We start from the raw sequence: 26,502 nt of genomic DNA on the forward strand, positions 1-26,502 counted from the left end.
GCGCGTGACAAACAGCCGGATTGCCTGATCCAAGACTAGTTTGCAACGCAGGTGGTGCAAAGTCACAATGCGTTCCGGGCCGCCCCTTGCGGCGGGGCCGCACCCGGGTCTCCGTCCTCGTCATGAGCACTGTCATGAGCACTGTCATGAGCACTGTCATGAGCACTGTCATGAGCGGTGTCCGGTGTCGCCGGGAGCCGGGCTCCCGGCGGCGCCCAGGGCCCGGTTCTTCGGAGGGATCAGGCCTGCGGGCACCACCCCGGCAGCGCCGAATTTCCTGTTCACCTCGTCCAATGCGCGCTCGGCAAGGCGCCAGTTGTCGTCGCGCCGGTCGATCGTCAGCTGCGTGGAGCCGTTCCCTCCCGCCTCGAGCGACTCGGCGCGCAGCCCGATCAGCCGGACCGCCATGGGCCGGTCCCCCAGGGAGGCGAGCAGTGCCGACGCGGCGGCATGGAGGGCGTGGGCGCTGTCGACGGGTTCGTCGAGCTTCTTCGACCGCGTGAGCGTCGAGAAGTCCGCGTACCGCAGTTTGAGCGCCACGCCGCCGGCGCGGTGACCCGAGGAGCGCAGTCGCGTCGCCGTCCGGTGGGCCAGGCGCAGCAGCTCGGTGCGCAGTACGGCGGAATCGTCGACGTCCCGGGAGAAGGTCTCCTCCGCACCGATGCTCTTCTCCGGCCGGGACACCTCGACCCGTCGGGGATCGCGGCCCCACGCCAGCCGGTGCACGTGCTCCCCGGAGGCCCCGAGCAGTCGCCGGAGCGTCCCGACCGGGGTGTGCGCCACGTCCTCGACCGTCCTGATGCCGATCCTGGCGAGGACGTCCTGGGTCTTCGCCCCGACCCCCCACAGGGCGGAGACCGGGAGGGTGTGCAGATAGGCGACCGTCCGGTCCCCGGGGATGAGCAGGAGTCCGTCCGGCTTGGCCCTCGTCGAGGCGATCTTCGCCACGAACTTGGTGGTGGCGGCGCCCACGCTGGCCGTGATACCGAGTGTCCCGTGGATCTCCTCCCGCACCTGCTCGCCGATCTCGCGCGGTCCACCGAGGCGCCTCATGGATCCGGCCACGTCGAGGAAGGCCTCGTCGACGCTGAGCTGCTCCACTTCGGGGGTGACCGACCGGAAGATCCGCATCACCTCCCGTGAGACCTCCGAGTACCGCTGGTGGTGCGGCGGCAGGATCACGGCGGTGGGGCAGCGACGCAGCGCGACGGACATCGGCATCGCCGAGCGGACTCCGAAGCGGCGCGCCTCGTAGGAGGCGGACAGGACCACCGAGCGCCCGGAGGGGGAACCGACCACGACCGGCACTCCCCGGAGCTCGGGGCGCTCGAGGAGCTCGACCGAGACGTAGTACGCATCCATGTCGATGTGGAGGATCCGGCACTCCGCATGCTCGATCCGCTGCAGCCGCTCATCCGTTGACACGCCCATATCGTACGCACTGCCACCGACACCGGGCGCCGGGGGCCGGCTCCCCGCTAGAGTGGACGGACCCTGCCCCTCGAACCGCCCGGGAGATCCATGCTGTCCCCCCACGCCACTCCTCCCCGGGGCGGCTCCGGCTCCGGCGGCATCGCTGCCGACCAGGACCGGTTCAGATCCCGCCTCACGGCCACGATCGAGGAGTTCCTCGCCGATCAGCGGAGCGTCCTCGGTGCCATCTCGCCCGAGTCACTGCCCCTCATCGAGAGCATCGCGACCCTCACGAGCGGAGGCAAGCGGATGCGCGCACTGCTCTGCTACTGGGGGTGGCGGGCCGCGGGAGGGGCGCAGGAGGCCCCCGCCCCGGTCACCGCGGGGACGGCCCTGGAGTTCTTCCAGGCCGCCGCACTGATCCACGACGACGTGATCGACCGCTCCGACACCCGGCGCGGACGACCCAGCGTCCACCGGGAGTTCTCCGCCCGGCACACCGACGCCGGGTGGCACCTGGACCCCGAGCGTTTCGGGGTCTCCGCGGCCATCCTGGCCGGCGACCTCTGCCTCGCCTTCAGCGAGGAACTCTTCACGGCGTCGTGCACCGACGCGACAGGTCCGGCCGCACGGGGCATCTTCAACCGCATGCGCACCGAGGTCATGGCCGGTCAGTACCTCGATCTCCTGGAGGAGGCCGTGGGACCGGACCAGTCACCGGCAGTGGCGGAGGAGCGAGCCCTCAACATCCTGCGCTTCAAGTCCGCCAAGTACTCGATGGAGCGGCCACTGATGCTCGGGGGCGCTCTCGCCGGAGCCGACGCCGATCTCCTTGCCGCCTACTCCGGCTTCGCCCTTCCGCTCGGGGAGGCCTTCCAGCTCCGCGACGACGTCCTGGGCGTCTTCGGGGATCCGGAGGTGACCGGGAAGCCGGCGGGTGACGATCTCCGCGAGGGCAAGCGGACATTCCTGATCGCGCGGACCCTCGGCTCCGGGACGGCGGGCTCCGCCGCGAGGATCAACTCCATGCTCGGCGACACGGAACTCGATGCTCAGGCGGTGGCCCTGCTGCGCTCACTGATCGTGGAGAGCGGGGCACTGGCCCGGACGGAGGAACTGATCGAGCGGAAGTCCGCCGAGGCCTTCGGGGCGCTGGATCGGCTACCCACCGACTCCGCCAGCCGCGAGGCCCTCCACCGCCTGGCCGAGGCGGCGGTCGTCCGCTCCGCCTGAGCCGGCCGTCCGCTCCGCCTGAGCCGGCCGGGTGTGCTGCTACCAGGCGGCCGCCTGGGCACGCCGGCGGATCTCCGTCTTCCGTCCACTGCGCAGGGCGTCGATCGGGCGGCCCGGCAGCGACTCGTCCTCCGTGTAGAGCCAGCGGATGATGTCCTCGTCCTGGTACCCGGAATCCGAGAGCACCACCACGGTGCCGCGCAGGCTCTCGAGCACCCTGCCCTCGAGGAGGAACTCGGCCGGAACGCTGCGGATCCCGCGTTCCCCGACCCTGATGCTGACGAGGGAGCGGTCGCTGATGAGCGAGTGCACGCGCGTGATGGGGAGGTCGAGCGCCTCGGCCACCTCGGGGAGGTTGAGCCAGGCCGGGACGAGCTGTTCGATGTCGGTCACGCCCCCAAGCGTGCCATGCTCCGGCAGGCAACTCCACCCGCCTCCCGGCGCCCGATCGTCGCGGCGCGTCTCCGCCGGTGCGGGCCGGCGACTCGTGTAAATTCTCAGGAGTCACAAACGTAACAACCTGAACTTATGACTCGATAGTCACATCAGAACCTGCGCGAATCCGGGGCCGTCCCGGGGACGCGTGTCCGTGCGGGCTCAGCCGCCAACAGACGAGGAACCGACATATGACTGCCCAGCGACCGAACGATCCGCTGCCCGACGCCCGCAGGAAGGCCGCGGGCTCGAGCCCCCGACTCCTCGACGTGGCCGTGACCGCTGCCGCCCTGCCCGCGGTGGTCCTGTCCTCCGTGGCCCTCGCCCCCGCCGCGGCAGCGGCGCCCGCCCAGCACGCCCCGGCCGACCGGGTGCTCACCATGCCCACCCCCCAGCTCCACACCCCCGGCGTCGTGCCGGCGGCCCTGGTGGCCAGCCAGGTGCCCACGCAGCGGATCACGATCACGCGGGCCCCCGCCAAGTACATCGTGAAGGCCGGCGACACCATCAGCGCCATCGCCAAGCGGCACGGACTCTCCACGGACGCGGTCCTGCAGCTGAACCGGATGAACAGCCGGACGATCATCTACCCGGGTCAGCAGATCCTCGTGGCCGGCAGTGCCGTCGCCGCCCCGAAGACCGGACCGACCGCGCCCGTCGCCGCCCCCCGCGGAGCGGCCACCTACGTGGTGAAGTCCGGCGACACGCTCGGAGCCATCGCGGCCCGCCACGGGGTGAGCCTCCAGAGCATCCTGGCGACCAACAGGCTCACGCAGAACGCCGTCATCCACCCCGGGCAGAAGATCACCGTCGGCACCACGGCAGCGGCGCCGGCTCCGAAGCCCGCACCGGCTCCCAAGCCCGCACCCTCCGGCGGCTCCTACACCGTGAAGCCGGGGGACACCCTGGGAGCCATCGCCGCCCGCAACAACGTGGCCCTCGCCGGCCTGCTGCAGGCCAACGGGCTCTCGATGACGTCGGTCATCCACCCCGGCCAGACGCTGAAGCTGACGGGCTCCCCGGCCGGCACGCCGACCGCCCCGAAGGCCGTCCAGCCGGCACCGGCGTCGGGAAGCTACACGGTCAAGGGCGGAGACACCCTCGGTGCCATCGCGTCCCGCAACAACGTCAGCCTGTCGAACCTGCTCTCCGCGAACCGGATGTCGATGACCACGGTGATCTACCCGGGCCAGAAGCTGGTCATCCCCGGTCGGGGCAGCACGCCCGCCCCGGCGCCGGCACCCGCTCCGACCGGTCTCGTTCCCTCCAGCTTCCTCGGCTACACCTACCCGGACCGCGTCGTCGCCGACGCCAACGCCAACAAGGCCCTGCTCAACTCCCTGCCCGCGCCCTCCCCCGCCCAGATGCAGCAGATCGTGGCCGACACGGCGCGCTCCATGGGCGTGGACCCGAGCCTCGCCCTCGCCTTCGCGTTCCAGGAGTCGAGCTTCAACCAGCGCGCGGTCTCCCCCGCCAACGCCATCGGCACGATGCAGGTCATCCCGTCGTCCGGGGTGTGGGCGAGCGAGCTCGTGGGCCGCAAGCTCAATCTGCTCGATCCGCGGGACAACGCGACCGCCGGTGTGGCCATCATCCGGTCGCTGATCCGCACGAGCCCGTCGCTCGACATCGCGATAGCGTCCTACTACCAGGGCCAGTACTCGGTGAAGACGAACGGCATGTTCAACGACACCAAGCAGTACGTCGCAGCCATCAAGGGACACCAGAAGAACTTCCGGTAGCTCGTCCCCGGGCCCGTGCGGGTCCGGGAGGGGGTGGCATCGCGTGGTGGTCCCACCCCTCCCGGCTCACCCGCTTACGATCGTAGGGTGCACCAGCAACGCAGGGACCCGCTCGAGGGCGCCGTGATCGACGGCCGGTACGCCGTCCACTCCAAGGTGGCCCGTGGGGGCATGTCCACGGTCTACCTGGCGACCGACCGCAGACTGGACCGGCGGGTCGCACTGAAGGTCCTGTTGCCGCAGCTGGCCCTGGAGCCTGGCTCCGTCTCCCGGTTCGAGGAGGAGGCCAGGTCCGCCGCGCGACTCTCCCACCCCCACGTGGTCGGCGTCCTCGACCAGGGCGTCGACGAGATCGACGGACAGCCCGTCGCCTACCTGGTGATGGAGTTCGTCCGCGGCCGGACGCTGCGCGAGGACCTGCGCGACCACGGCAGACTGACCCCCCGACGGACCCTGGCCCTTCTCGATCCCGTGGTCGAGGGCCTCGCGGCAGCCCACGACGCCGGACTGATCCATCGGGACCTGAAGCCCGAGAACGTCCTGCTCTCCGGGACGGGGCAGGTCAAGCTCGCGGACTTCGGCCTCGCCCGCGCGCTGTCGGCCAGCACCGGAACCGCGACCCTCACCGGAACAGCCGCGTACATCGCCCCCGAGATCGTGCTCGGCGAACCGGCGCAGCCGCAGAGCGACATCTACTCGATCGGCGTCATGGCCTTCGAGCTGCTGACCGGACATCAGCCCTTCACCGGCGACTCGCCGTTCCAGGTGGCGCTCCAGCACGCCCGGGCCGACGTCCCGGCCCCCTCGACGCTGCTGCCGGGACTGGCATCCGATATCGACGAGCTCGTGCAGTGGTGCACCTCGAGGGATCCTGACAGACGTCCCGTGGACGGAGCGGCGCTCCTCGGCGAACTCCGCCACATCCGCCCCATCCTCACGGACGAGGACCTCGACCACTCCCCCGCCGCTCCGCCGGCACCCGCGCACCAGGACCAGGACCAGGACCAGGACCAGGACCAGCTCACGGCCGTGGTCATCCGGCGCCCCGGCCCGGAGGGCGCGGAGACACACCGCGAGGACGACGGCAGCCACACCCGCAACCACACCCGCGTCATCCGCCCCGGCGACGCGACGCGGGTCCTGGCGCCGATGCCGCAGCGGCCACCCGTGGCGGCCGCCTCCCCGACCGCTGCGCACCCCGCACCGTCGCCACGGGCCGTCCCGGAGGACGGCACCACCGCCGCCGCGCCACCACGCGCGCGCCGGAGCGGGGCACGCCAGGCGTCCCGGCGCGCGCAGGCCCGGGCGGCGCAGCGACCAGAGAAATCACTGTACGGCTCCACCGCCCGGCGCTCCCGACGCCTGCTCGTGGTCCTGCTGCTCCTCCTGGCCGTCGTCGTGGCGGGCGCGGGCTGGTTCTTCGGCGCGGGACCGGCCGGGGTGGTGAGCCTGCCGGACGTGGCGCGCGTCCCCCTCGCCGAGGCTCGGGCGGTGCTGGACCAGGAGGGGCTGAACGCCCTGAGCACGGAGGAGGTCTTCGACGACGAGGTGCTCGCCGGACTGGTGATCGCGACCGACCCGGAGGCGACCACCAGGGTGCGCCGGTTCGAGCGCGTGGAGCTGATCGTCTCCCGCGGTCCCGAACCCTTCCCCGTGCCCGACGTGGTGGGCAGCACCGAACTGGAGGCTGCGGCGGCGCTCGGGGCCGCCTCCCTGACGGTGGGGGCCGTGGACGAGGAGTACAGCGAGGAGGTGGGGCCGGGCCGGATCATCGGGCAGGCACCGGTCGGGGGCGTGGAGCTCCGTCGCGACGAGCCGGTCGACCTTCGGGTCTCCCTCGGTCCCGCTCCCGTGGCCGTGCCCGACGTCGTGGGGCTCACCGAGCAGGAGGCCGTCCGCGCACTGGAGCGGGCGGGCCTGGAGGCCCTCGTCGACGGCACACGCTCCTACAGCCCCACCGTCCCCGTCGGCGCCGTCGTGAAGCAGGTCCCGTCGGGCGCCGAGGTGGAGCGCGGCGCCGTCATCACCCTGACGCTCTCGCGCGGTCCGCGGCTCGTCGAGGTCCCGGGCGTCTTCTCGCTCCCGGAGGACCGGGCGGTCGAGGCCCTCGAGGCCGCCGGCTTCACCGTCGAGGTGGACTACACCTTCGGCAGCGCCGTCCTGCGGCTCGTGGCGGGCCAGAGCCCCACGGGCGAACAGCCCGAGGGCTCGACCATCCGGATCACGGTCACGTAGCCCGGGGTGACGGACCGTCGGGCTCCGCTCGTCGAGGACTCAGCTCTTCGAGAGGGCGCCGGCGACGAGGAACGCCATCTCGAGGGACTGCATGTGGTTCAGCCGCGGATCGCAGACCGACTCGTAGCGTTCCAGGAAGGCGTCCTGGTCGATCGGATCGGCACCACCGAGGCATTCGGCGACGTCGTCGCCCGTCATCTCGACGTGCAGTCCGCCCGGGAAGGTCCCCAGCGCGTCGTGCACCTCGAAGAAACCACGCACCTCGTCGATGACGTCGTCGAAGTTGCGTGTCTTGTACCCGTTGGGCGAGGTCACGGTGTTGCCGTGCATGGGGTCCGTCACCCACAGCACCTGCGCGCCGGAGGCCGTGACCCGCTCGACCAGCCGGGGCAGCTTCTCCCGGATGTTCTCGGCGCCCATGCGCGTGATGAAGGTGAGGCGGCCCGGTTCACGATTGGGGTCGAGCTTGTCGATGAGCGCCAGGGCGTCGTCCGCGGACGTGGAGGGACCGAGCTTGACGCCGATCGGATTGCGCACGCGCGACAGGAAGTCGACGTGCGCCCCGTCGATCTCGCGCGTCCGCTCCCCGATCCAGAGGAAGTGCGCGGACGTGTCGTAGGGCAGCGAGGTGCGCGAGTCGATGCGCGTGAGTGCCCGCTCGTAGTCCAGCAGGAGCGCCTCGTGGCTCGCGAAGAACTCCACGCGCTTGAGCGCCTCGAAGTCGGCGCCGCACGCATCCATGAACCGGACGGCGCGGTCGATCTCGCGCGCCAGGGACTCGTACCGGGAGTGGGCCGGATTGGCCATGAAGCCCTTGTTCCAGTGGTGGACGAGCCGCAGATCCGCGAACCCGCCCTGGGTGAAGGCGCGGATCAGGTTCAGCGTGGACGCCGAGGTGTGGTAGGCCTTCACCATCCGCGAGGCATCGTGTCCGCGGCTCTCCGGCGTGAAGTCGTACCCGTTGACCATGTCACCGCGGTAGGCCCGCAGGGTGACGCCGTCGCGCGTCTCGTCGTTGGACGAGCGCGGTTTCGCGAACTGCCCGGCCATCCTGCCCATCTTGATGACCGGCAGGGACGCACCGTAGGTCAGGACGACGGCCATCTGGAGGATGGTGCGCACGCGCGCACTGATCCTGTCGGCGGTGGCGCCCTCGAAGGTCTCGGCGCAGTCCCCGCCCTGGAGCAGGAAGGCCTTGCCCTGCGCGGCGTCCGCCAGGCGTTCCCGCAGCACATCGACCTCCCCCGCGAAGACGAGGGGCGGCAGGCTCGAGAGTTCCTTCACGGAGGCGGCATACACGCCGGCGTCCTGCCAGGAGGGCTGCTGTGCGGCGGTCATGGAGCGCCAGGCGTCGAGACCGCCTGTGGCGGTCGGAGCAGGGTCCGCGGCACGCGGCAGGTCGGGAGCGAGTGAATCAGTCACACCGGAATTCTACTGGGTGACGGTACGGGTGAGGACCGGCCCCGGATCGGCCTACTGGTCGGACGAGGTCTTCCGGCGCCAGCGGCGGGTTCCCGGGGTGCTGTCCGAGGGCTGCTCGGCGGGATCCGGACGTGCGGTGTCCGCGGTCCCGGTGCCGATCTCCGTCACGGAGCCCGGGGCCGGCCCGGTGGGCTCGCCGGTCATGCGGACCGCCGCCCTGCGCTGGTCGGCGCCGGGCTTGGGTGTCTTGCGTCCTGCCGCCTTCTCCGCGGCGAGGCGCTCCTTGACCGTGCTCGCGTAGGCGTCGACATACTCCTGGCCGGACAGGCGCATCAGCTCGTACATGATCTCGTCCGTGACGGACCGCTGCACGAACCGGTCGTCCTCGAGTCCCTCGTAGCGGGCGAAGTCGAGCGGTTCGCCGATGATGATGCCCACCCGGCGGATATTGGGGATGCGGCGCCCGATCGGCTGGACCTTGTCGGTGCCGATCATCGCCACGGGGATCACCGGCACCCCGGTGGCCAGGACCAGCTTCGCCACGCCCGTCTTCCCCCGGTACAGCCGCCCGTCCGGGCTGCGGGTGCCCTCCGGGTAGATCCCGAGGATCGCGCCGTCATTGAGGATGTCCATGCCGGCGCTGAGCGACGACGACGACGCCGCACCGCCGGAGCGGTCCATCGGCAGCTGGTTCGAGAGGCGGAAGAACAGGGCCGTGAGCCTGCCCTTGACGCCCTTGCCCGTGAAGTACTCCGATTTGGCGAGGAACGCGACGGGCCGTGGCACCACGATCGGCAGGAAGATGGAGTCGGAGAAGGACAGGTGGTTGCTCACGATCACCGCCGGGCCGGAGGCCGGGATGTTGTCGAGTCCCTTGACCCAGGGCCGGAAGAGGAGATTGAGGAGCGGACCGACGATGATCCGCTTCATCACCCAGTAGAACACGCAGTCCGCCTCCAAGCATGATCGCTGCGGCATGTGCCATGCCGCCCGCTTTTTCCTGTGGAAGCCTACTCTAAGGGCGTCGCCGCACCCGACGCCCCGGCGGCGCGGGGTACTCCCCGCCGCCTGCGACACACGGGATCCCGGTTGACGTAGCGCTGTGCTGTGCCGAGGATTGGAGCAGCACCCTCCGACGTCGAGGATGCCGGGCGGACGAGGTCCGACCCCAGGCGGTAGCACCCGACAGCAGGTAGCAGAGTATGGGCCTTCGAGGTCAGGAACCGAACGAATCGACCGACGACGACATCTGGCGCGACCTCGTGGCGCGCCTCGAGGGCACCGAGTCCACCCCTGACCGCCCGGCTTCGCCGGGACGCGGGGGCGCCCCGGCGGTGGAGCCCCGGGAGGATCCGGCCTCGGATCCGTCCTCGGATCGGGAAGATGCTGCACCCACGGACCGTGAGCGTGCCGACCGGATCTTCCGGAACCAGCCCCTCCGGCGGCGTGGTCCCCGGGACCACGATCTCCCCGAGCCCGACGGCGACGACGAGGACGAGGGGTTCGTCCCGGAGGAACCCCCACCGCTCGGAACCGGCGATCCCCTCACCATCCTCGCCTGGATCGGGGCGGCGGGAGGGCCGATCACCCTCCTGCTCTTCGCCATGTTCTGGCGCGATGCACCGCTCGCCGCCACATTCGGGATCCTGGTCCTGTTCCTGGCCGGGGCGGGTTATCTCGTCAGCCGGCTGCCCAAGCACCGCGACCTCGGCGACGACGGAGCCGAGGTCTAGCGCAGCACCACGGCCGCAGGGCAGGGGCTGATCGCGGGCACGATCCTCCCGGAGCCCGGCGGGCGCCGCTCAGGCCCCACCCCGCGGGAGCAGGCGCGAGAGATCGGCCGCCCCGATGAGCCCCGCCGCCGGACCGAGGGCGGCCCGCTCGATGCGCGCCGCCGGGCGGAAGCCGCGGCCCGTCAGATTCCTCCCGAAGGCGCGCCGGGCCGGGCCGAGCAGCAGCTCGTCGGCCACCCCGAGCCCTCCTCCGATCACGAAGGTGCCCGGGTCCAGGGCCGCGGCCAGATTGGCCAGGCCCAGTCCCAGCCACTGCCCGACGTCGTCCACGAGTTCGCGTGAGGCACGATCGCCGCCGATCGCCAGCTCCGTGACGAGTGCGCCGGTGATGAGGGAGGTGTCGCCGGAGACGGCGTCGATGAGGGACCGGGCCACCGGGGAGCCGGAGGCCGCCAGCTCCCGCCCTTCCCGGCCGAGGGCGTTCCCCGAGGCGTACTGCTCCCAGCACCCTCGGTTGCCACACTCGCAGCGGTGGCCCTGCGGCACGATCACCTGGTGGCCGAACTCCCCCGCCACGCCGTACCGGCCGCGTTCCACCCGACCGTCCATGATCATCGCCCCGCCGATCCCGGTGCCGAGCGTGATGCAGACGAGGCGGGACTCCGTCCGCCCCGCGCCGAAACGCCATTCCGCCCACGCCGCGGCATCGGCGTCGTTCACCAGGGTGACCCGGCGCCGCAGGCGCTGCTCGAGATTCCGGCGCAGGGGCTCGTTGCGCCAGGCGAGGTGCGGGCTGAACAGGACCGTGCTGTTGGACAGGTCCATCCACCCGGCAGCGCCGATACCCACCGAGCGGATGCGGTGGTCGCCGGACAGCTCGCGGACCAGCTCGGCGATGACGTCCTCGACGGCGCGGGGATCGCGGCCCGGTGTCGCCCTGCGCGCCTCGGCGAGGACGGTCCCGTGCACGTCCACCACCCCGGCGGCCACCTTGGTCCCGCCGATGTCGATGCCGACGGACAGCCCGCGCCGCCCCCGGTGACCGAAGCCCTCGCGCGTGGCCCGCGCGACCAGGCGCTCGCTCCGTCGGGCGGGTATCGCCGCACCGCGGGTCCGCAGGGGCCGGGAGCGCACCCGACCGGGCAGCATCGTCATGGGGTCCTTTCCTGGGGAGCGCCACCTGCCGCGCTCCGGTCGTCGCCGATCTGTACCCTACGTGAGGCCTGCCCGGGCGGCGGAACCTATAGGCTGAGGCAACCGGTCGAAGGATATCGAAGGAGCTATCGTGCGCGACATCAGCGTTCCCGTCCTCGTGGACGTCCCCCGCCAGACGAACACCACGGAACTGGTGCTGCGGCAGGCCGCCAAGCCGTCGAATCCGGCCCTGTTCGCCGTCAAGGGCGTCTCGGGCGAGTGGGAGGACATCTCCGCCACCGAGTTCCGCCGCCAGGTGGAGGACATCGCGAAGGGACTGATCAGCTCCGGTGTCCAGCCTGGTGACAGGATCGCCCTCATGGCCCGCACGCGGTACGAGTGGTCGCTGGCCGACTTCGCCATCTGGTTCGCCGGCGCGATCTCCGTCCCCGTCTACGAGACCTCCTCCCCCGCACAGGTGGCCTGGATCCTCGGCGATTCCGGGGCCGTCGGTGCGTTCGTCGAGTCGGCGCGGCACGAGGACGTGGTGCGCCGGGCCGTGGAGCTGGAGGACCTCGGCTCCCTCAGGCACGTGTGGCAGTTCGACGGCGACGGCCTCGACACCCTGCGCACGGCAGGCGTGGGCACCGACGACGAGACCCTGGCCGAGCGCCGCGACCGGGCCGGCCTCGACGACGTAGCCACCATCATCTACACCTCCGGGACCACGGGGAAGCCCAAGGGGTGCGAACTGACGCACGGCAACTTCGTGGAGCTCTCGGACAACGCGGGGGCAGCCCTCCCCGAGGTGGCCCGCGAGGGCGGGCAGACCATCATGTTCCTGCCCCTGGCGCACGTGTTCGCCCGCTTCATCTCGGTCCTGTGCGTGGCCGTGGGCGCCACCGTGGCGCACACCCCGGACGTGAAGAACCTGCTCCCCGATCTGCAGAGCTACAAGCCCACCTTCATCCTGGCCGTACCCCGTGTGTTCGAGAAGGTCTACAACAACTCGATGCTCAAGGCCGAGGACGGCGGGAAGGGCAAGATCTTCCACGCCGGCGCGGAGGTGGCCATCGCCTGGTCGAAGGCCGAGCAGGCGGGCCGCATCCCCCTGGCCCTGAGGGTCAGGCATGCCGTGTTCGACCGCCTGCTCTACGGCAAGATCCGCACGGCCATGGGCGGCCGCGTGCAGCACGCGGTCTCCGGTGGGGCGCCGCTCGGGGACCGGTTGGGCCACTTCTTCCACGGCATCGGCCTGATGGTGCTGGAGGGGTACGGCCTGACCGAGACCACGGCCCCGATCACGGTGAACACCCCGCAGCGGATCAAGATCGGCAGCGTGGGCGTCCCGCTGCCGGGCAACGCCGTGAAGATCGCGGACGACGGCGAGATCCTCGCCAGGGGGGTGTGCGTGATGAAGGGCTATCTCAACCGGCCGGACCTGACGGACGAGGCCTTCGTGGACGGCTGGTTCCGCACCGGTGACATCGGGCAGCTGGACGAGGACGGCTTCCTGAGCATCACCGGCCGCAAGAAGGAGATCATCGTGACGGCCAGCGGGAAGAACGTGATTCCCGCACTGCTCGAGGACGTGATCCGGTCCAATGCCCTCGTGTCGCAGTGTGTCGTCGTGGGAGACCAGCGGGCCTTCATCTCGGCCCTGGTCACCCTCGACGAGGAGGCGCTCCCGGGATGGCTCGACCGGCACGACCTGCCCGCCGGGACCACCATGGCGGAGGCCGCGGACCTGCCCCTGGTCCGGGAGGAGATCCAGCACCTGGTGGACCAGGCCAACACCACCGTCTCCCGCGCGGAGGCCATCAAGGAGTTCCGGATCGTCGCGACCGACTTCACGGAGACCACCGGTCACCTGACGCCGTCCCTGAAGATCAAGCGCGCCCAGGTCCTCAAGGACTACTCCGACGTCGTCGAGTCCATCTACTCCTCGGCCGCCCGCCAGTAACCGGCCGGCTGGTCAGCCGATCGGTCAGTCGGTCGGTCAGTCGGTCGGTCGGTCGGTCAGTCGGTCCTGAGGTTCAGCAGCGCGTTCTCGACCACCTCGGTGAGGGCCGGATGGATCCAGTACTGCCCGCGCGCCATGGAGAAGGCGTCGAGGTCGAAGGACATGGCCTGGAGGATCGGCTGGATGAGCATCGACGCCTCGTGCCCGAGGATGTGGGCGCCGAGGATCCGCCCGGTCGACTTCTCCGCGATGAGCTTCACGAACCCCTCGGCATCCTCCATGGCCCAGCCGTACGCCGTCGAGCCGAACTGCTGGACGGCCGTGACGATCGGGGTGGCCGTCCGCTCCGCGACGGCGAGGGCCTGGTCCTCCGTGAGCCCCACCGAGGCCACCTGCGGGTGGGAGAACACCGCGGCCGGGACGAACCGGTGGTCGCTGGCGCGCAGATCGTCCGGGTGCAGCAGATTGTGCGCCACCGTCCTGGCCTCGTGGTTGGCCACGTGCTTGAGCTGGTAGTCGCTGCTGACGTCCCCGAGCGACCAGACGCCCTCCACGGGCAGGCCGTCGCGCAGCACCCGCTGGTAGGCGTCGACGGCGAGGCGGCCGTCGTCGTGCAGATCGAACCCCGCCGCGGAGACCGAGAGACCGTCCGTGTTGGGCCTGCGCCCGGTGGCTGCGAGCACGAGGTCCACCTCGAGCTCCGAGGGTCCTTCCGGGCCGTCGAGCCGCACCCGGACCGAGCCGTCGTCGTTGGCACTGAGCTCCGTGACGGTGGTCCGCAGCCTCACGTCCCACTGCTGTGCGGCGTGCTCGGTGAAGACCGCCGAGACGGTCTCGTCGAGATGCCGCAGCATGCTCGAGCTGCGGACCGCGAGGGTCACCGCGGTCCCGAACGAGCCGAAGATGTGCGCGAACTCGGCGGCGATGTACCCGCCGCCCAGGATCAGCAGGCGTCCGGGCTGCCCGGGGATGCGCATGATGGTGTCGGAGGTGTGCACCTGCGGCAGGGTGATACCCGGGACATCGGGCAGGACGGCGTGCGAGCCGGTGGCGATGACCAGCTGGTCGGCCGAGACGAGCTCCCCCGACGCCGTCCGGAACGACTTCTCCCCCGCGAGGTGGACGTGCTCCTCGATCAGGGTCACGTTCTCCAGCTCGTCCGCGCGGTACGTGCGCCCACCGGCCGAGATGGCATCGATGCGGGAGAAGATGCGGTCCCGGATGTCCTCCCAGCGCACCCCCTCGAAGGAGAGGTCCACGCCGAGCCGGGCAGCGCGCTCGGGTGCCGCCGCCAGCTCGGCCGGGTAGACGTACATCTTGGTGGGGATGCAGCCCACGTTCAGGCAGGTCCCGCCGAAGACGCCGCCGTCCACGAGCACCACCTTCGAGTCGTCCCATTCCGGGGAGATGAGGGTGTTGCCTGAACCGGAGCCGATGATCGCGAGGTCGTAGTGGGTCACCGACGCAGTCTAGCCGCGCCGGCCCCCACGGACCCGGATCACTCCTTCGTCGGGGCGATGACGACCAGGAGGTCACCTCCCTGCGCTGGTCCCACTCCTGCCAGGGCCACCCGCTGCACGGTGCCCGCGACCGGCGTCGTGATGTTCGCTTCCATCTTCATCGCCTCGATCGTGGCGACCGTGTCTCCCTCGGCGACGGTGTCGCCCTCGGAGAGGGAGACGGTCACGGATCCGGCGAAGGGCGCGGCGATCTGACCCGGTACGGACGGATCCGCCTTCTCCGCGGTCCTCACGTCGCTGTCCACGCTGCGGTCGCGGACGCTCACGGGTCGCATCTGACCGTTGAGGGTGCACATGAGCGTGCGCATCCCCTTCTCGTCGGGTTCGGAGATCGCCTCCAGCGTGGCGATGAGCCGCACGCCCTTCTCCAGTTCGATGACGTGCTCGGTGCCCTGCTGCAGTCCGTAGAGGTAGTCGGCGGTGCCCAGCACCGAGACGTCACCGTAGGTGTCGCGGACGGTGCGGAAGTCCTTCGCCGGGCCGGCGAAGAGCAGCGTGTTCAGCGCCGTGCGCCGCCGCGCCGAGTCGCCTGCGAGCTTCTCCTCGTCCTCGGTGGAGAGCTCGACGTCGCGGGGCTTGGCCGCACGGCCCTGCAGTGCCTTGGTCCGGAACGGCTCCGGCCAGCCGCCGGGAGGGTTGCCGAGCTCACCGTTGAGGAAACCGATCACCGAGTCCGGGATGTCGAAGGCCTGCGGGTTCTCCTCGAACTCGGCGGGGTCGGCGTCGATCCCCACGAGCGCGAGGGCCAGATCGCCCACCACCTTCGACGACGGCGTGACCTTCACGAGCCTGCCGAGGATCCGATCGGCCGCCGTGTACATGTCCTCGATGGCCTCGAAGCGTTCCCCGAGTCCGAGCGCGATGGCCTGCTGCCGCAGATTGGACAGCTGACCGCCCGGGATCTCGTGCTGGTAGACCCGGCCGGTCGGGCCGGCGAGGCCCGCCTCGAACGGCGCGTACATGCGGCGCACGGCCTCCCAGTAGGGCTCCAGCGCGCAGACCCCGTCCAGATCCAGCCCGGTGTCCCGTGGTGTGTGGGCCAGGGCGGCCACGAGCGCGGAGGCGGAGGGCTGGCTCGTGGTGCCGGCCAGGGCGGCGCTCGCGACGTCGACGGCGTCGACCCCGGCGTCCACGGCGGCGAGGAGGGTGGCCAGCTGGCCCCCGGCGGTGTCGTGCGTGTGGAGGTGCACGGGCAGGTCGAAGCGCTCGCGCAGGGCGGTGACGAGCTTCGCCGCCGCTGCCGGCCGGAGCAGGCCCGCCATGTCCTTGATGGCCAGGATGTGTGCGCCGGCGTCGACCATGCGCTGGGCGAGCTCGAGGTAGTACTCGAGGGTGTAGAGCTCCTCGGCCGGGTCGAGCATGTCGGCCGTGTAGCAGAGCGCCACCTCGGCGACGGCGGTGCCGGTGGCCCGGACCGCCCGGATGGCCGGCTCCATCTGCGCCACGTCGTTCAGCGCGTCGAAGATCCGGAAGATGTCGATGCCGGATGCCGCGGCCTCCTGCACGAAGGCGGAGGTCACGGCCTCGGGGTACGGGGTGTAGCCCACGGTGTTGCGTCCGCGCAGGAGCATCTGCAGGCAGATGTTCGGCACTTCCCGGCGGAGGGCGTCGAGGCGCTCCCACGGATCCTCGCCGAGGAAGCGGAGAGCGACGTCGTACGTCGCCCCGCCCCACGCCTCGACCGAGAACAGTTCGGGGGTCAGCCGTGACACACCCGCGCCGGCCGCGGTGAGGTCCCGCGTGCGCACGCGGGTGGCGAGGAGCGACTGGTGGGCGTCGCGGAACGTCGTGTCGGTGACGGCGACGGCGTTCTGCTCGCGCAGCGCCCGCGCGAAGCCCTCAGGGCCCAGCTCGAGCAGCCGCTGGCGGCTGCCCTCCGGCAGGGGCGCCTCCCGCTGGTCGTCGGAGAGGACGGGCAGCTTCTGCCGGGGATCGAGATGGGCGGGCCGCGTGCCGTTGGGCTGGTTCACCGTCACGTCCGCGAGCCAGGTGAGCAGCTTGGTGGCCCGGTCGGCGGGTACCCGCGCCGTCAGGAGCTCCGGACGCTCGTCGATGAACGACGTCGCCACGTCACCCGCGATGAAGTCGGGATCGTCGAGCACGGCCTGCAGGAAGGAGATGTTCGTCGACACACCGCGGACGCGGAACTCCGCCAGTGCCCGGCGTGCGCGGGTCACGGCCGCCGGGTAGTCCCGGCCCCGGCACGTGAGCTTGACGAGCATGGAGTCGAAGTGCGGGCTGATCTCCGCGCCCGCGTAGACCGTGCCGCCGTCGAGCCTGACACCGGCACCGCCAGCCGAGCGGTAGGCGGAGATGCGTCCCACGTCGGGGCGGAAGCCGTTCGCCGGGTCCTCCGTGGTGATCCGGGACTGCAGGGCGGCGCCGCGCAGGTGGACGGTGTCCTGGCTCAGGCCGAGATCCTGCAGGGACTCCCCCGCCGCGATGCGGAGCTGCGACTGGACGAGGTCGACGTCGGTGACCTCCTCGGTGACCGTGTGCTCCACCTGGATGCGCGGATTCATCTCGATGAACACGTGTTCGCCGGCGCGCGCCCCGACGGTGTCCACGAGGAACTCCACCGTTCCCGCGTTGACGTAGCCCAGCGCGGTGGCGAACTTCACCGCGTCGCGGTGCAGCGCCTGCCGGATCGACTCGTCGAGATTCGGGGCGGGGGCGATCTCGATGACCTTCTGGTGCCGCCGCTGCAGCGAGCAGTCGCGCTCGAAGAGGTGCATGATGTTCCCCTCCGCGTCCGCGAGGATCTGCACCTCGATGTGCCGGGGGCGCAGGACCGCCTGCTCCAGGAACATCGTGGGATCGCCGAAGGCCGACTCCGCCTCGCGCATGGCGGACTCCAGCGCCTCCGGCAGGGCCTCCCGGGACTCCACGCGGCGCATCCCGCGGCCGCCGCCACCGGCGACGGCCTTCGCGAACACGGGGAACCCGATCTCGTCCGCTGCGGCGATCAGCTCGGCGACGTCGGCGCTGGGCCGGGACGAGCCGAGGACGGGGATCCCGGCGTCCCGGGCGGCGTCGAGGGCCTTGACCTTGTTCCCCGCCAGTTCCAGCACGTCCGCGGGCGGGCCCACGAAGGTGATGCCGGCGTCCCGGGCGGCACGGGCGAGATCGGGGTTCTCCGAGAGGAAGCCGTAGCCGGGGTAGATGGCGTCGCAGCCCGATTCCACCGCCACGCGGATGATCTCCTCGATGTCGAGGTACGCGCGGACCGGGTGGCCCTCCTCGCCGATCAGATACGCCTCGTCCGCCTTCTGGCGGTGGATCGAGTTCCGATCCTCGTGGGGGAACACCGCCACGGTCTTCGCGCCCAGCTCGTGAGCGGCGCGGAAGGCCCGGATGGCGATCTCGCCGCGATTGGCTACCAGAATCTTCGAGAACATCTCACTCCTGCATCGTTGCGGGTCGGGGTCCTTCACGCTGGCACGATCCTACCCGGCGCGGCGACCACACCCGGCTAGATGACAGACGGCTACGCGGGCCGCCCGGGAGCGCGCCGGATACCGGGCCGCGCCGTCCCGGGAGGCGCGTCGGGTCACCCTATGATTGACCGGGAACCAAGAGGGCAGGCGGCCGTCCCAGGCGGCCGCGACACGACGGGGATGGGTTCGACACGTGCAGGTAGTCAGTATCAGCAGTCTCAAGGGCGGCGTCGGGAAGACCTCGGTGACCCTCGGCCTGGCGTCCGCGGCCCTGGCCGCCGGGATCCCCACCCTCGTGGTGGATCTCGACCCCCATGCGGATGCGACCACCGGGCTCGCCGTCAGGCCGGAGGGCCGGACCGACATCGGCCGCCTGCTGAAGAACGCGCGACGCGGCGATCTCGCCGCGAACGTGGTCCCGAGCGGGTGGGTGGGCTCCTCGCCCCGCCGTCCGGGCACCTCCGTCCCGACGCTGGACGTCGCGATGGGGTCGGCCTATTCCGGCATCTACGACCGGCCCGATCTCGGCGTCCGCGACCAGGCGCGCCTGGGTTCGCTCCTGTCCAGGGTCTCCGGGTACGGTCTGGTCCTGATCGACTGCCCGCCCTCGCTCAACGGCCTCACCCGGATCGCCTGGACCGCGAGCAACAAGGTGCTCCTCGTCGCCGAGCCCGCTCTCTTCTCGGTCGCCGGGACGGAGCGGACCATGCGCGCTCTCGAGCTGTTCCGCCGGGAGTTCGCCCCCGATCTCCATACCGCGGGCGTCGTCGCCAACCGGGTGCGCCCCGCCTCGAGCGAGCACGCCTTCCGCCTCGCGGAGATGCGGAGGATGTTCGGTGACCTGATGCTGCAGCCCGAGGTCCCCGACCAGGCGGACTGGCAGCAGATCCAGGGGGCGGCACACTCCGTGCACCACTGGCCGGGGGATGCCGCCCGGCAGACCGCACGGCTCTTCGACGACCTGCTCAGGGGTGTCCTCGATTCCGGACGGATGCGCAGCCGCACCAGGCGGTGACCGGCCGCGGTTCCCGTGCGGTGCCGTGTTGTACCGCGGGGTGCCGCGTGACGCCGGGGCATCGCCGGTGGTGAGGGGGTCGGTCGCTCCGGGACGGCGGGTCGCGTCAGCTGATCCTGCGGGTGGCGCGGCGCTCGCCCAGCTCGTCGCCGGGGAAGTCCTGCGCCGAGTGCTCGCTCGGCAGGGCGGCGAGTGTGCCCTCCACCTCGCGCCACACGCGCCCGACGGCGATGCCGAAGACGCCCTGACCGCCCTGCACCAGATCGATGACCTCGTCGGCCGAGGTGCATTCGTACACGCTCGCCCCGTCGCTCATCAGGGTGATCTGCGCGAGGTCCTCGACGCCACGTTCGCGCAGGTGCCCCACCGCGGTGCGGATCTGCTGGAGGGACACCCCGGTGTCGAGCAGTCGCTTGACCACCTTGAGCACGAGGATGTCGCGGAATCCGTAGAGGCGGTGCGTCCCCGAGCCCGATGCTCCGCGGACCGCCGGCTCCACGAGGCCGGTGCGCGCCCAGTAGTCGAGTTGCCGATAGGTGATGCCCGCCGCCTTGCAGGCCGTGGGGCCGCGATAGCCGGCCTGTTCGTCGAGCTCGGGAAGATCCTCGGTGAAGAGCAGCCCCTGGGCGTTCGCCGGCAGCGCTGCGCCTACCGGGCTGGTTGCCCCGCCGGCCTCACCCTTCGGACTCACGCGTTGCCTCCTCGAAGAATTCCCGCTGGTATTGCTCGCTGCGCGCACACTCGGGGCGTGCCCTCAAGTGTGCACGGGGTCCATCGTGCAGGCAATGGGAACTGTATGTCTTGACGGTAGATCGCCGGAGGGGTCAGGTCAAAGATGCTGCTCCTGCACCCCGATCGTGTCGTGCCGGGTGTCTGTCGGGTCAGCGTTCGAAGTCCTCGGGTTCGACGTCGGCCAGGAACTCACGGAACTGCTGGACCTCGTTCTCGGCGGTCTCCCCCGTGCCGCTCCCGGCGCCGTCCTCGTCGTCCTCCGCCTCCGCGATCTCCACCCCGGCGATCGCGAGCACCTCGTCGGCGCAGTAGACGGGGCACGGAACGCGCAGTGCGACCGCGAGGGCGTCGGAGGCCCGGGAGCCGACGGTCACGCCGTCGTCGAGCACGAGCTGCGCGTGGTAGACCGTGTCCTCGACCGAGATGATGCGCACTTCCCGGATGCTCCGGCCCGCCGCCGTGACGACGTCGACCAGCAGATCATGCGTCATGGGCCGCGGGGGGACGATGCCCTGCTGGACGAACGCGATGGCGCTGGCCTCCGGCGCTCCGATCCAGATGGGCAGGTGACGCTCCCCCGCACTCTCGCGCAGGAGGACCAGGGGCTGGTTCGACGGCAGTTCGATCCGCACGCCCACCACTTCCACTTCGATCACCGGGTACCGCCTAACTGTCCATGCGGGCGATGTGCCCGTGCACGAGGGCGCCGTGGAGGTCGAGGCACAGCTCGCTGATCTCGCGCGCGGTCTCGGCGGCCCGCGCCTTCGAGGCGACGTCCCGGCGCGAGGCAGCGGGGGCGACGGCGCGTTCCACGAGCCCGAGCTCGCGGTCGGCGGCGGCGCGGAACGGCCTCAGGTGCCGGGGTTCGATGCCGTGGGCCTCCAGCTGCAGGCACGCCGTGGCCACCTTCAGGGCGTGCTCGTCGAAGCGGTTCTCGACGGCGGAGATCAGACCGAAGCTGACGAGGTCGTCGATGAGGCGCAGCGGCGCTCCTGCCTCCGCGGCCAGCGTCTCGGCGCTCATGCTCCGCGAGCGGGCGCTCAGTTCGCGCGAGAGCTGGTCGGAGACGACGCGCGGTGCGAGGGTCAGGCCACCGGGCAGGGACTCCGGGCGCTCGCCACGGTCGATCGCGTCGAGGTAGTCCTTGATGACCTTGAGCGGGAGGTACTGGTCCCGCTGCAGGCTGAGGACGAAACGGAGGCGCTCGACGTCGTGCACCGTGTACTTGCGGTACCCGGCCCGGGTGCGCTGCGGTGAGATGAGCCCTTTTTCCTCGAGGAAGCGGATCTTCGACGCCGAGACCCGGGGGAAGTCCTCGGCGAGGCCGCGCAGGACCTCGCCGATGGACACCCCCCCGCCGGGGTGTCCCGTGACGGCGTCGGCGGGTCGACGGAGATGGGAAGCAGGCATGGAGCGGGCTAGACCTGCGCTGACGGGTGCTGTGCCGCCTGGGGGGTGGTGCTGCGGGCGGCGTAGAAGGTGAGTCTGAACTTGCCGATCTGGACCTCGTCGCCGTTCCGCAGGTCGGCGCTGTCCACGCGGTCGTTGCTCACGTACGTGCCGTTGAGGCTGCGTGTGTCGACCACCGTGAAGCCGTTCTCGCTCCGACGGAACTCGGCGTGCTGACGCGAGACGGTGACGTCGTCGAGGAAGATGTCCGCATTGGGATGCCGGCCGGCGCTGGTGACGTCCTCGTCGAGGAGGAAGCGTGCTCCGGCGTTCGGTCCGGTGTGGGCGATCAGCAGAGCGGATCCCGCGGGCAGCGCGGCCACGGAGGCCTGTTCCTCGCGCGTGAGATTCCGATCGAGTCCGCCGGGGACGTCCGGTCGCTCGAACTGGCTGGTGGGATCCTGCTGCGGCAGGCCGAACGACCTTGTCTCAGGAGACGTCATGGTCGGCTCCTCCTTGTTCACGGGTGGGTTCTCGGTGGGTACCATCGATCTCTCCTGCCCTGCTGCGCTGAACGCCGGGTCACCGTCGACCCGGCCATCCCTGCGGCCGGCGCAGGGTAGACCTAGCCTACCTGTTGGGCGTACACGTCCGGACTCAGGAGTTCCTTCACGAGGGCCGGATCGGAGACCTTGATCTCGAAGAGCCAGCCCTCGCCGTAGGGGTCGGTGTTGATGAGGGACGGGTCGTCGTCGAGCGCCTCGTTGCGCGAGACGATCTCGCCCGTGACGGGGGCGTAGATGTCGCTGACGCTCTTGGTCGACTCGACCTCCCCGATGACGTCGGCGCCGGTGACGTCGGCACCCGCCTCGGGCATCTGGACGTAGACCACGTCGCCCAGGGCGTCCTGGGCGAAGTCGGTGATGCCCACGCGGACCGTGCCCTCGTCCGTGGGCTCACTGATCCACTCGTGCTCCGCCGTGTAGTAGAGGCCTTCGGGAACGTTGCTCATGGCTGCCTTTCGAACGCGCGGGGTGCAGTGCCCGCTCGAGGCGGCCACCGGGGACGGGTATTGATCGAGTATAGGCATAACCGTCACCAGGGTGACGCGCCTCTCAGCGGCGTGTGAGGAGTGCCGCTCACGGGCCCGGGATCAACCCTTCTCGGCGCCCGCGGTCAGGCCCCCGGTGAGCAGGCGCTCCGCCGCGAAGAACAGCACGACGATGGGCAGGGTCAGGATCACGGAACCCGCCATGAGCACCGTGGTGGGCACCTCGATGCTCCCGGAGAGCTGCGAGAGGCCGAGGGAGACGGTCCACGCGTCGCGCCGTTCCACGAGCAGGAGCAGCGCGAAGAGGAACTCGTTCCAGGCGATCATGAAGATGAACAGGCCGTTGGAGACGACCGCGGGCATCGCCAGCGGCAGGCTGATCCGCCGCAGGATCTGCAGGCGCGAGGCGCCGTCGATCGAGGCGGCCTCCTCCAGCGCTACCGGGACCGTGGCGAAGTAGTTGCGCAGAGTGTAGATGGAGACGGCGGCGACCTGGGAAACGTAGACGAGGACGAGCCCCACGAGCGAGCCCCGCAGACCGAGCTGCGTGAACAGGACGAACAGCGGGACGGCGAGTAGCACGCTCGGGAAGAAATAGACCGCGAGGAACAGTCCGGACACTTGCCTCCGGCCGAAGAACTGCAGGCGGCTGACAGCGTAGGAGCCGGGGATGGTGACGAGCAGCGTCATAGCGACCGTGCCGAGTGCGACGAGCAGCGAGTTCCGCAGAAAGGCGACGAAGCCCTGACCGCCAGCCGCCACGGGCGCCAGCACGTCGCGGTAGGTACCGAGGTCCACCTCGTCGATCGAGATCCACAGAGCACCGGGGTTCTGCAGCAGCGAATCCAGGCTCCGGAAGCTGAGCAGGATCATGTAGTAGAAGGGCAGGAGGGCCACGAGGAGGAGCAGCACGACGACGACCGGCCGCAGGACGCGGAACAGCCCGGTCTCGAAGCGGTCGCGGTTGAAGCCCCGGCGGGTGGCGTCGCCGGAAGTCCCGCCGGACGTCCGGCGGGCGTTCGCGGTGGAGCTCATGACGACTCCTCCTGACGGCCGAACAGCTTCAGGTAGAGCGTCACGAGCACGGCGAGGACCGCCGCGAGCAGGAGGGCCTGGGCCGAAGCCGCGCCGATGTCGCCCCGCGCCGTGAGGTAGTCGAAGACACGCACCGCGACGACCTCCGTGCCGGCGCCGCCCCCGGTGAGCAGATAGATGTCGTCGAAGTTGTTGAACGTCCAGATGAAGCGCAGCACGCTCAGCACGGCGATGGTGGGCAGGAGCTGCGGCAGGAGGATGTGCCGGAAGCGCTGCGTCGGGGTGGCGCCGTCGATGCGCGCGGCCTCGTCAAGCACGTCGGGCACCGCCGCCAGTCTCGCGGTGAGGAAGAGGAAGGCGAACGGGAACGAGCGCCAGGCCTCGAACAGGATCACCGTCACGAGGGCGATGGGGATCTCCACCTGCATCCCGAGGACGGAGACGGGGAGCGAGCGCTGGGAGAGGAACGCGATTGGCGCCTCCCACCCGAGGACCTCCGTGCCGAACCAGTTGACCACCCCGAACTGCGGGTTGAGCATCGTGGACCAGACGAAGGTCGCGGCGACCACCGGCGCGATGTAGGGCAGCAGCAGCGCCGCGCGGATGGCGCCGCGTCCGCGGAACGGCGTGCGCAGGGCGAGCGCGGCGATCAGGCCGATCCCGATGGCCAGCGCCGTACCGCAGACGGAGTACACCACGGTGGTTCCCAGGGCGCCGAAGGACCCGGGCGAGGTCAGGACGTTCGTGAAGTTCGCCAGCGTGTACTCGCCGATGACCCCGGTTCCGCGGACGTTGATGAGCCGCACCCGCTGGAACGCGAGCGCGACCGCCCAGAGGATGGGCAGCACCACCGCGACGGTGACGATGAGGAGCGTCGGCGAGATGAGCAGCAGTCCGGCGCGGTTCGCCTCCCGGCTCCTCGCCGATCGGGGTGCCCGGCCCTTCCGGCGCGGGCGCCTTCCGGGGTCCGTGGGGGGCGGGCCGGTCAGCCCGACCTGCCCGGCGGTCGCGGTCACTGCAGGGACGCCTGGACCGCGCGCACCGCCTCGGCCGCCGTCTCGGCGGCGGCGCCGGGGTCGCCGCCCTGCGCGACGTCGCTGACCGCCGTCGACACGGGCAGCTCGCCCTGGAGCGCGCCGAGCAGATCGCCCTGGCCCTGGGTGATCCCCCACCGTGCGAGATTCTCGGGGCCCTCCGCGACGGCGTCGAGCACCTCCGGCGCGTAGAAGTCGGAGAGCGGGGCGCGGGTGTCGACGCCGGCGGGCAGGGTGGCCCAGACGTCCGAGAACCGCGTGGGCTCGTCGGGCGTGCCGGTGCGGACGGGGACCTTGCCCTCGGGGGCGATCCCGATCCACGGCTCGTAGCCGTCGCCCATCATGTACTCGACGAACGACTGCGAGGCCTCGGTGTTGGCGCCGTCCGTGATGGTCCAGGAGGTGATCTCACCGAACTGGGCGGGGGCGTCGGAGTCCGGACCGGCGATCGAGGTGACCACGCCGGTGTTCTGCGCGAGGAAAGCCGGGTCGTCCGCGCACTCCGGGCAGGAGGGCTTGGCGTCCTCGCGGAGCCCGGCGAGTTCGTCGAGCGCGAAGCTGGACCAGATGAACATGGCCGCGTCGCCGGCGAAGTAGGTGGCACGCGTGGTGTCGACGTCCTGGGCGCCCGGGACCGAGTAGTTCGTGACGAGGTCGCCGTAGAACTCGAACGCGGCGACGCACTGGTCCGAGGCGAGCTGCACCTCGCCGCCGTCGTCGACCAGTTGGCAATCGTTGCCGAGGGCTATCTGCTCGAAGGTCTGCTCGGTGAAGGCGTCGCCCGGCGCGGTGGCCCCGGTGAACCCGGCGACCTCGTCCGTGTCCAGCGTCTCCGCCGCCTCCAGGATGGACTCGTAGGAGTCGGGGGCGTCCAGGCCGGCCGCCTCGAAGAGATCCGTCCGGTAGAACAGCATCTGCGTCCAGGACTCGCTGGGGACGGCGAGGCGGGTGTCGCCGTCGGAGGTGAGCTCGAGCGCGTTCTCGGAGAACGTCGAGGGATCGAGGGTCTCGATGACGGCGCCCACGGCGTCTGTGTCCACGAGCTCGTTGGCCGAGAGGGTGCGCACCTGGGGCAGGGAGATGCCGGCGATGACGTCCGGCAGGTCGCCCGCCGCGGCGGCCGAGGTGATGAGCTGGCTGAACTGGTCCTCGGCGACCGGGACCACCTCCACCTGGGTACCCGTCTCCTCGGTGAACGCGTCCACGATCTCCTGCGTCGCCGCGACGCGGTCCGGGAGGTCCTCCTGGACCCAGAAGGTGATGCCCTCGTCGGCGGTCTCCTCCCCCGAGGACGTGCAGCCGGTGAGCACGAGGGCCGCTGCGCAGATCCCCGCCAATCCTTGTGCCGTGGCCGAGATCTTCACGGGCGCCTCCCTGCGCGAGTTCACGAGTGCGCCGCAGGCGCGGCTGGTCGATCTGTTCCGAAGATAAGGTGCGTCCGGCGGCTGTGTAAAGGCTAGAGCCGGAAACAAGTGCACACACCCGGCCCTGATCGTGGGGACGAAAAAAGCCCCCGCGGAAGCTCGAACCAACTCCCACGAGGGCTTTCAACGGTCGACATCATCGACCTCTGTTCCAATAAATGAACGACCTCTGTTTCGGCGGGTCACATCCACGAGATTTCGGGCTCTATCGGGGACTCTGAACGCAAGTTCCAACCCCGCGTGAAGAACGTGTGGAACCGCCCCAGCGACGATCAGCGCATCGAAGTGGCACACCGTTACGATGCGGGAGACACTACGACACAGCTGGCGAAGGACTACGGCGTCGCGAAGTCGACGATCGTCGGCATCCTTTAGGAAAAGAACGTCGTCGTGCGTCGACAGCCACTGACGCCCGAGCAGGAGAGCGAAGCCACGCGGCTCTACGAATCCGGCCGCTCGCTGTCGCAGGTCGCGAAGCAGCTCGATGTAAAACAGGAGACGATGCGCGTAGCCCTCCTGAAAGCTGGAGTCCTCCTCCGTGAGCCGGTAAAGGCG

The 26,502-nt window shown here is 70.6% G+C and carries 21 protein-coding genes; 6 read left to right on the forward strand and 15 right to left on the reverse strand.

The genetic code is table 11. The features are described from left to right. Positions 1–168: 168 nt before the first annotated feature. A complete protein-coding gene (dinB, locus tag Q0747_RS06900; protein WP_298252929.1) occupies positions 169–1,425 on the reverse strand; it encodes a DNA polymerase IV in 1,257 nt (418 codons plus the stop codon). A gap of 96 nt (positions 1,426–1,521) precedes the next feature. Between dinB and Q0747_RS06905 the strand changes: the two genes are divergently transcribed. After that, positions 1,522–2,646, forward strand: coding sequence for a polyprenyl synthetase family protein (locus Q0747_RS06905; RefSeq protein ID WP_298252931.1), 1,125 nt, complete (start codon positions 1,522–1,524; stop codon positions 2,644–2,646). A 39-nt stretch (positions 2,647–2,685) separates the two neighbouring features. Here Q0747_RS06905 and Q0747_RS06910 read toward each other — a convergent pair whose 3' ends face one another. Then, the gene (locus Q0747_RS06910) at positions 2,686–3,039 is read right to left on the reverse strand and encodes an Rv2175c family DNA-binding protein (protein ID WP_298252933.1); all 354 of its coding nucleotides are present in this window, start codon (positions 3,037–3,039) and stop codon (positions 2,686–2,688) included. Positions 3,040–3,272: 233 nt separating this feature from the next. Between Q0747_RS06910 and Q0747_RS06915 the strand changes: the two genes are divergently transcribed. Together Q0747_RS06915 and Q0747_RS06920 are read left to right on the forward strand one after the other, a co-directional pair. Then, positions 3,273–4,823, forward strand: coding sequence for a LysM peptidoglycan-binding domain-containing protein (locus tag Q0747_RS06915; RefSeq protein WP_298252935.1), 1,551 nt, complete (start codon positions 3,273–3,275; stop codon positions 4,821–4,823). Positions 4,824–4,910: 87 nt separating this feature from the next. Beyond that, entirely contained in the window at positions 4,911–7,058 is a 2,148-nt protein-coding gene (locus Q0747_RS06920) for a Stk1 family PASTA domain-containing Ser/Thr kinase (protein WP_298252937.1), read from the forward strand. Between the two features lie 39 nt (positions 7,059–7,097). Here the strand turns inward: Q0747_RS06920 and Q0747_RS06925 are convergent, their stop codons facing one another. Next, positions 7,098–8,456: a class II 3-deoxy-7-phosphoheptulonate synthase gene (locus Q0747_RS06925; protein WP_298253071.1), complete on the reverse strand. Its 1,359-nt coding sequence runs from the start codon at positions 8,454–8,456 to the stop codon at positions 7,098–7,100. Positions 8,457–8,531: 75 nt separating this feature from the next. Further along, the gene (locus tag Q0747_RS06930) at positions 8,532–9,425 is read right to left on the reverse strand and encodes a 1-acyl-sn-glycerol-3-phosphate acyltransferase (RefSeq protein ID WP_298252939.1); all 894 of its coding nucleotides are present in this window, start codon (positions 9,423–9,425) and stop codon (positions 8,532–8,534) included. A gap of 257 nt (positions 9,426–9,682) precedes the next feature. On the opposite strand from Q0747_RS06930, the gene Q0747_RS06935 reads away from it, so the two are divergent. Next, the gene (locus Q0747_RS06935) at positions 9,683–10,213 is read left to right on the forward strand and encodes a hypothetical protein (RefSeq protein ID WP_298252941.1); all 531 of its coding nucleotides are present in this window, start codon (positions 9,683–9,685) and stop codon (positions 10,211–10,213) included. Positions 10,214–10,282: 69 nt separating this feature from the next. Here Q0747_RS06935 and Q0747_RS06940 read toward each other — a convergent pair whose 3' ends face one another. Then, positions 10,283–11,368 (reverse strand): ROK family protein, encoded by a 1,086-nt coding sequence (locus tag Q0747_RS06940; protein WP_298252943.1) that lies wholly within the window; start codon positions 11,366–11,368, stop codon positions 10,283–10,285. Positions 11,369–11,498: 130 nt separating this feature from the next. Between Q0747_RS06940 and Q0747_RS06945 the strand changes: the two genes are divergently transcribed. Beyond that, a complete protein-coding gene (locus tag Q0747_RS06945; protein ID WP_298252945.1) occupies positions 11,499–13,310 on the forward strand; it encodes a long-chain fatty acid--CoA ligase in 1,812 nt (603 codons plus the stop codon). Positions 13,311–13,366: 56 nt separating this feature from the next. Here Q0747_RS06945 and Q0747_RS06950 read toward each other — a convergent pair whose 3' ends face one another. Both Q0747_RS06950 and Q0747_RS06955 read right to left on the reverse strand, forming a co-directional pair. Then, entirely contained in the window at positions 13,367–14,770 is a 1,404-nt protein-coding gene (locus Q0747_RS06950; RefSeq protein WP_298252947.1) for a mycothione reductase, read from the reverse strand. A gap of 38 nt (positions 14,771–14,808) precedes the next feature. Then, the gene (locus tag Q0747_RS06955) at positions 14,809–18,228 is read right to left on the reverse strand and encodes a pyruvate carboxylase (RefSeq protein ID WP_298252949.1); all 3,420 of its coding nucleotides are present in this window, start codon (positions 18,226–18,228) and stop codon (positions 14,809–14,811) included. A 232-nt stretch (positions 18,229–18,460) separates the two neighbouring features. Here Q0747_RS06955 and Q0747_RS06960 point away from each other — a divergent pair, with 232 nt between their 5' ends. After that, entirely contained in the window at positions 18,461–19,282 is an 822-nt protein-coding gene (locus tag Q0747_RS06960; protein ID WP_298252951.1) for a ParA family protein, read from the forward strand. 106 nt (positions 19,283–19,388) lie between these two features. On the opposite strand, the gene Q0747_RS06965 is transcribed toward Q0747_RS06960, so the two are convergent. The 8 genes from Q0747_RS06965 to Q0747_RS07000 form a co-directional block, all read right to left on the reverse strand. Further along, complete coding sequence (locus Q0747_RS06965; protein WP_298252977.1) at positions 19,389–19,973, reverse strand: MerR family transcriptional regulator; 585 nt, start codon at positions 19,971–19,973, stop codon at positions 19,389–19,391. 190 nt (positions 19,974–20,163) lie between these two features. Next, the gene (locus Q0747_RS06970; RefSeq protein WP_298252979.1) at positions 20,164–20,670 is read right to left on the reverse strand and encodes a bifunctional nuclease family protein; all 507 of its coding nucleotides are present in this window, start codon (positions 20,668–20,670) and stop codon (positions 20,164–20,166) included. Between the two features lie 10 nt (positions 20,671–20,680). Next, positions 20,681–21,424, reverse strand: a complete 744-nt coding sequence (locus Q0747_RS06975; protein ID WP_298252980.1) for a MerR family transcriptional regulator — start codon at positions 21,422–21,424, stop codon at positions 20,681–20,683. Between the two features lie 8 nt (positions 21,425–21,432). Further along, complete coding sequence (locus tag Q0747_RS06980; RefSeq protein ID WP_298252981.1) at positions 21,433–21,906, reverse strand: FHA domain-containing protein; 474 nt, start codon at positions 21,904–21,906, stop codon at positions 21,433–21,435. Positions 21,907–22,028: 122 nt separating this feature from the next. Further along, positions 22,029–22,415: a glycine cleavage system protein GcvH gene (gene gcvH / locus Q0747_RS06985; RefSeq protein WP_298252982.1), complete on the reverse strand. Its 387-nt coding sequence runs from the start codon at positions 22,413–22,415 to the stop codon at positions 22,029–22,031. A gap of 141 nt (positions 22,416–22,556) precedes the next feature. Further along, positions 22,557–23,489: a carbohydrate ABC transporter permease gene (locus Q0747_RS06990; RefSeq protein WP_298252983.1), complete on the reverse strand. Its 933-nt coding sequence runs from the start codon at positions 23,487–23,489 to the stop codon at positions 22,557–22,559. Next, positions 23,486–24,505, reverse strand: a complete 1,020-nt coding sequence (locus tag Q0747_RS06995) for a carbohydrate ABC transporter permease (RefSeq protein ID WP_298252984.1) — start codon at positions 24,503–24,505, stop codon at positions 23,486–23,488. The genes Q0747_RS06990 and Q0747_RS06995 overlap by 4 nt, the downstream gene beginning before the upstream one ends. Beyond that, positions 24,502–25,887 carry an ABC transporter substrate-binding protein gene (locus tag Q0747_RS07000; RefSeq protein ID WP_298252985.1) on the reverse strand — a complete coding sequence of 462 codons (1,386 nt, stop codon included), beginning with the start codon at positions 25,885–25,887 and terminating at the stop codon, positions 24,502–24,504. Before Q0747_RS07000 ends, Q0747_RS06995 begins: the two co-directional genes overlap by 4 nt. Between the last annotated feature and the right edge of the window lie 615 nt (positions 25,888–26,502).

This window comes from uncultured Arthrobacter sp. (assembly GCF_947493765.1).
Classification (GTDB): domain Bacteria; phylum Actinomycetota; class Actinomycetes; order Actinomycetales; family Micrococcaceae; genus Arthrobacter_D.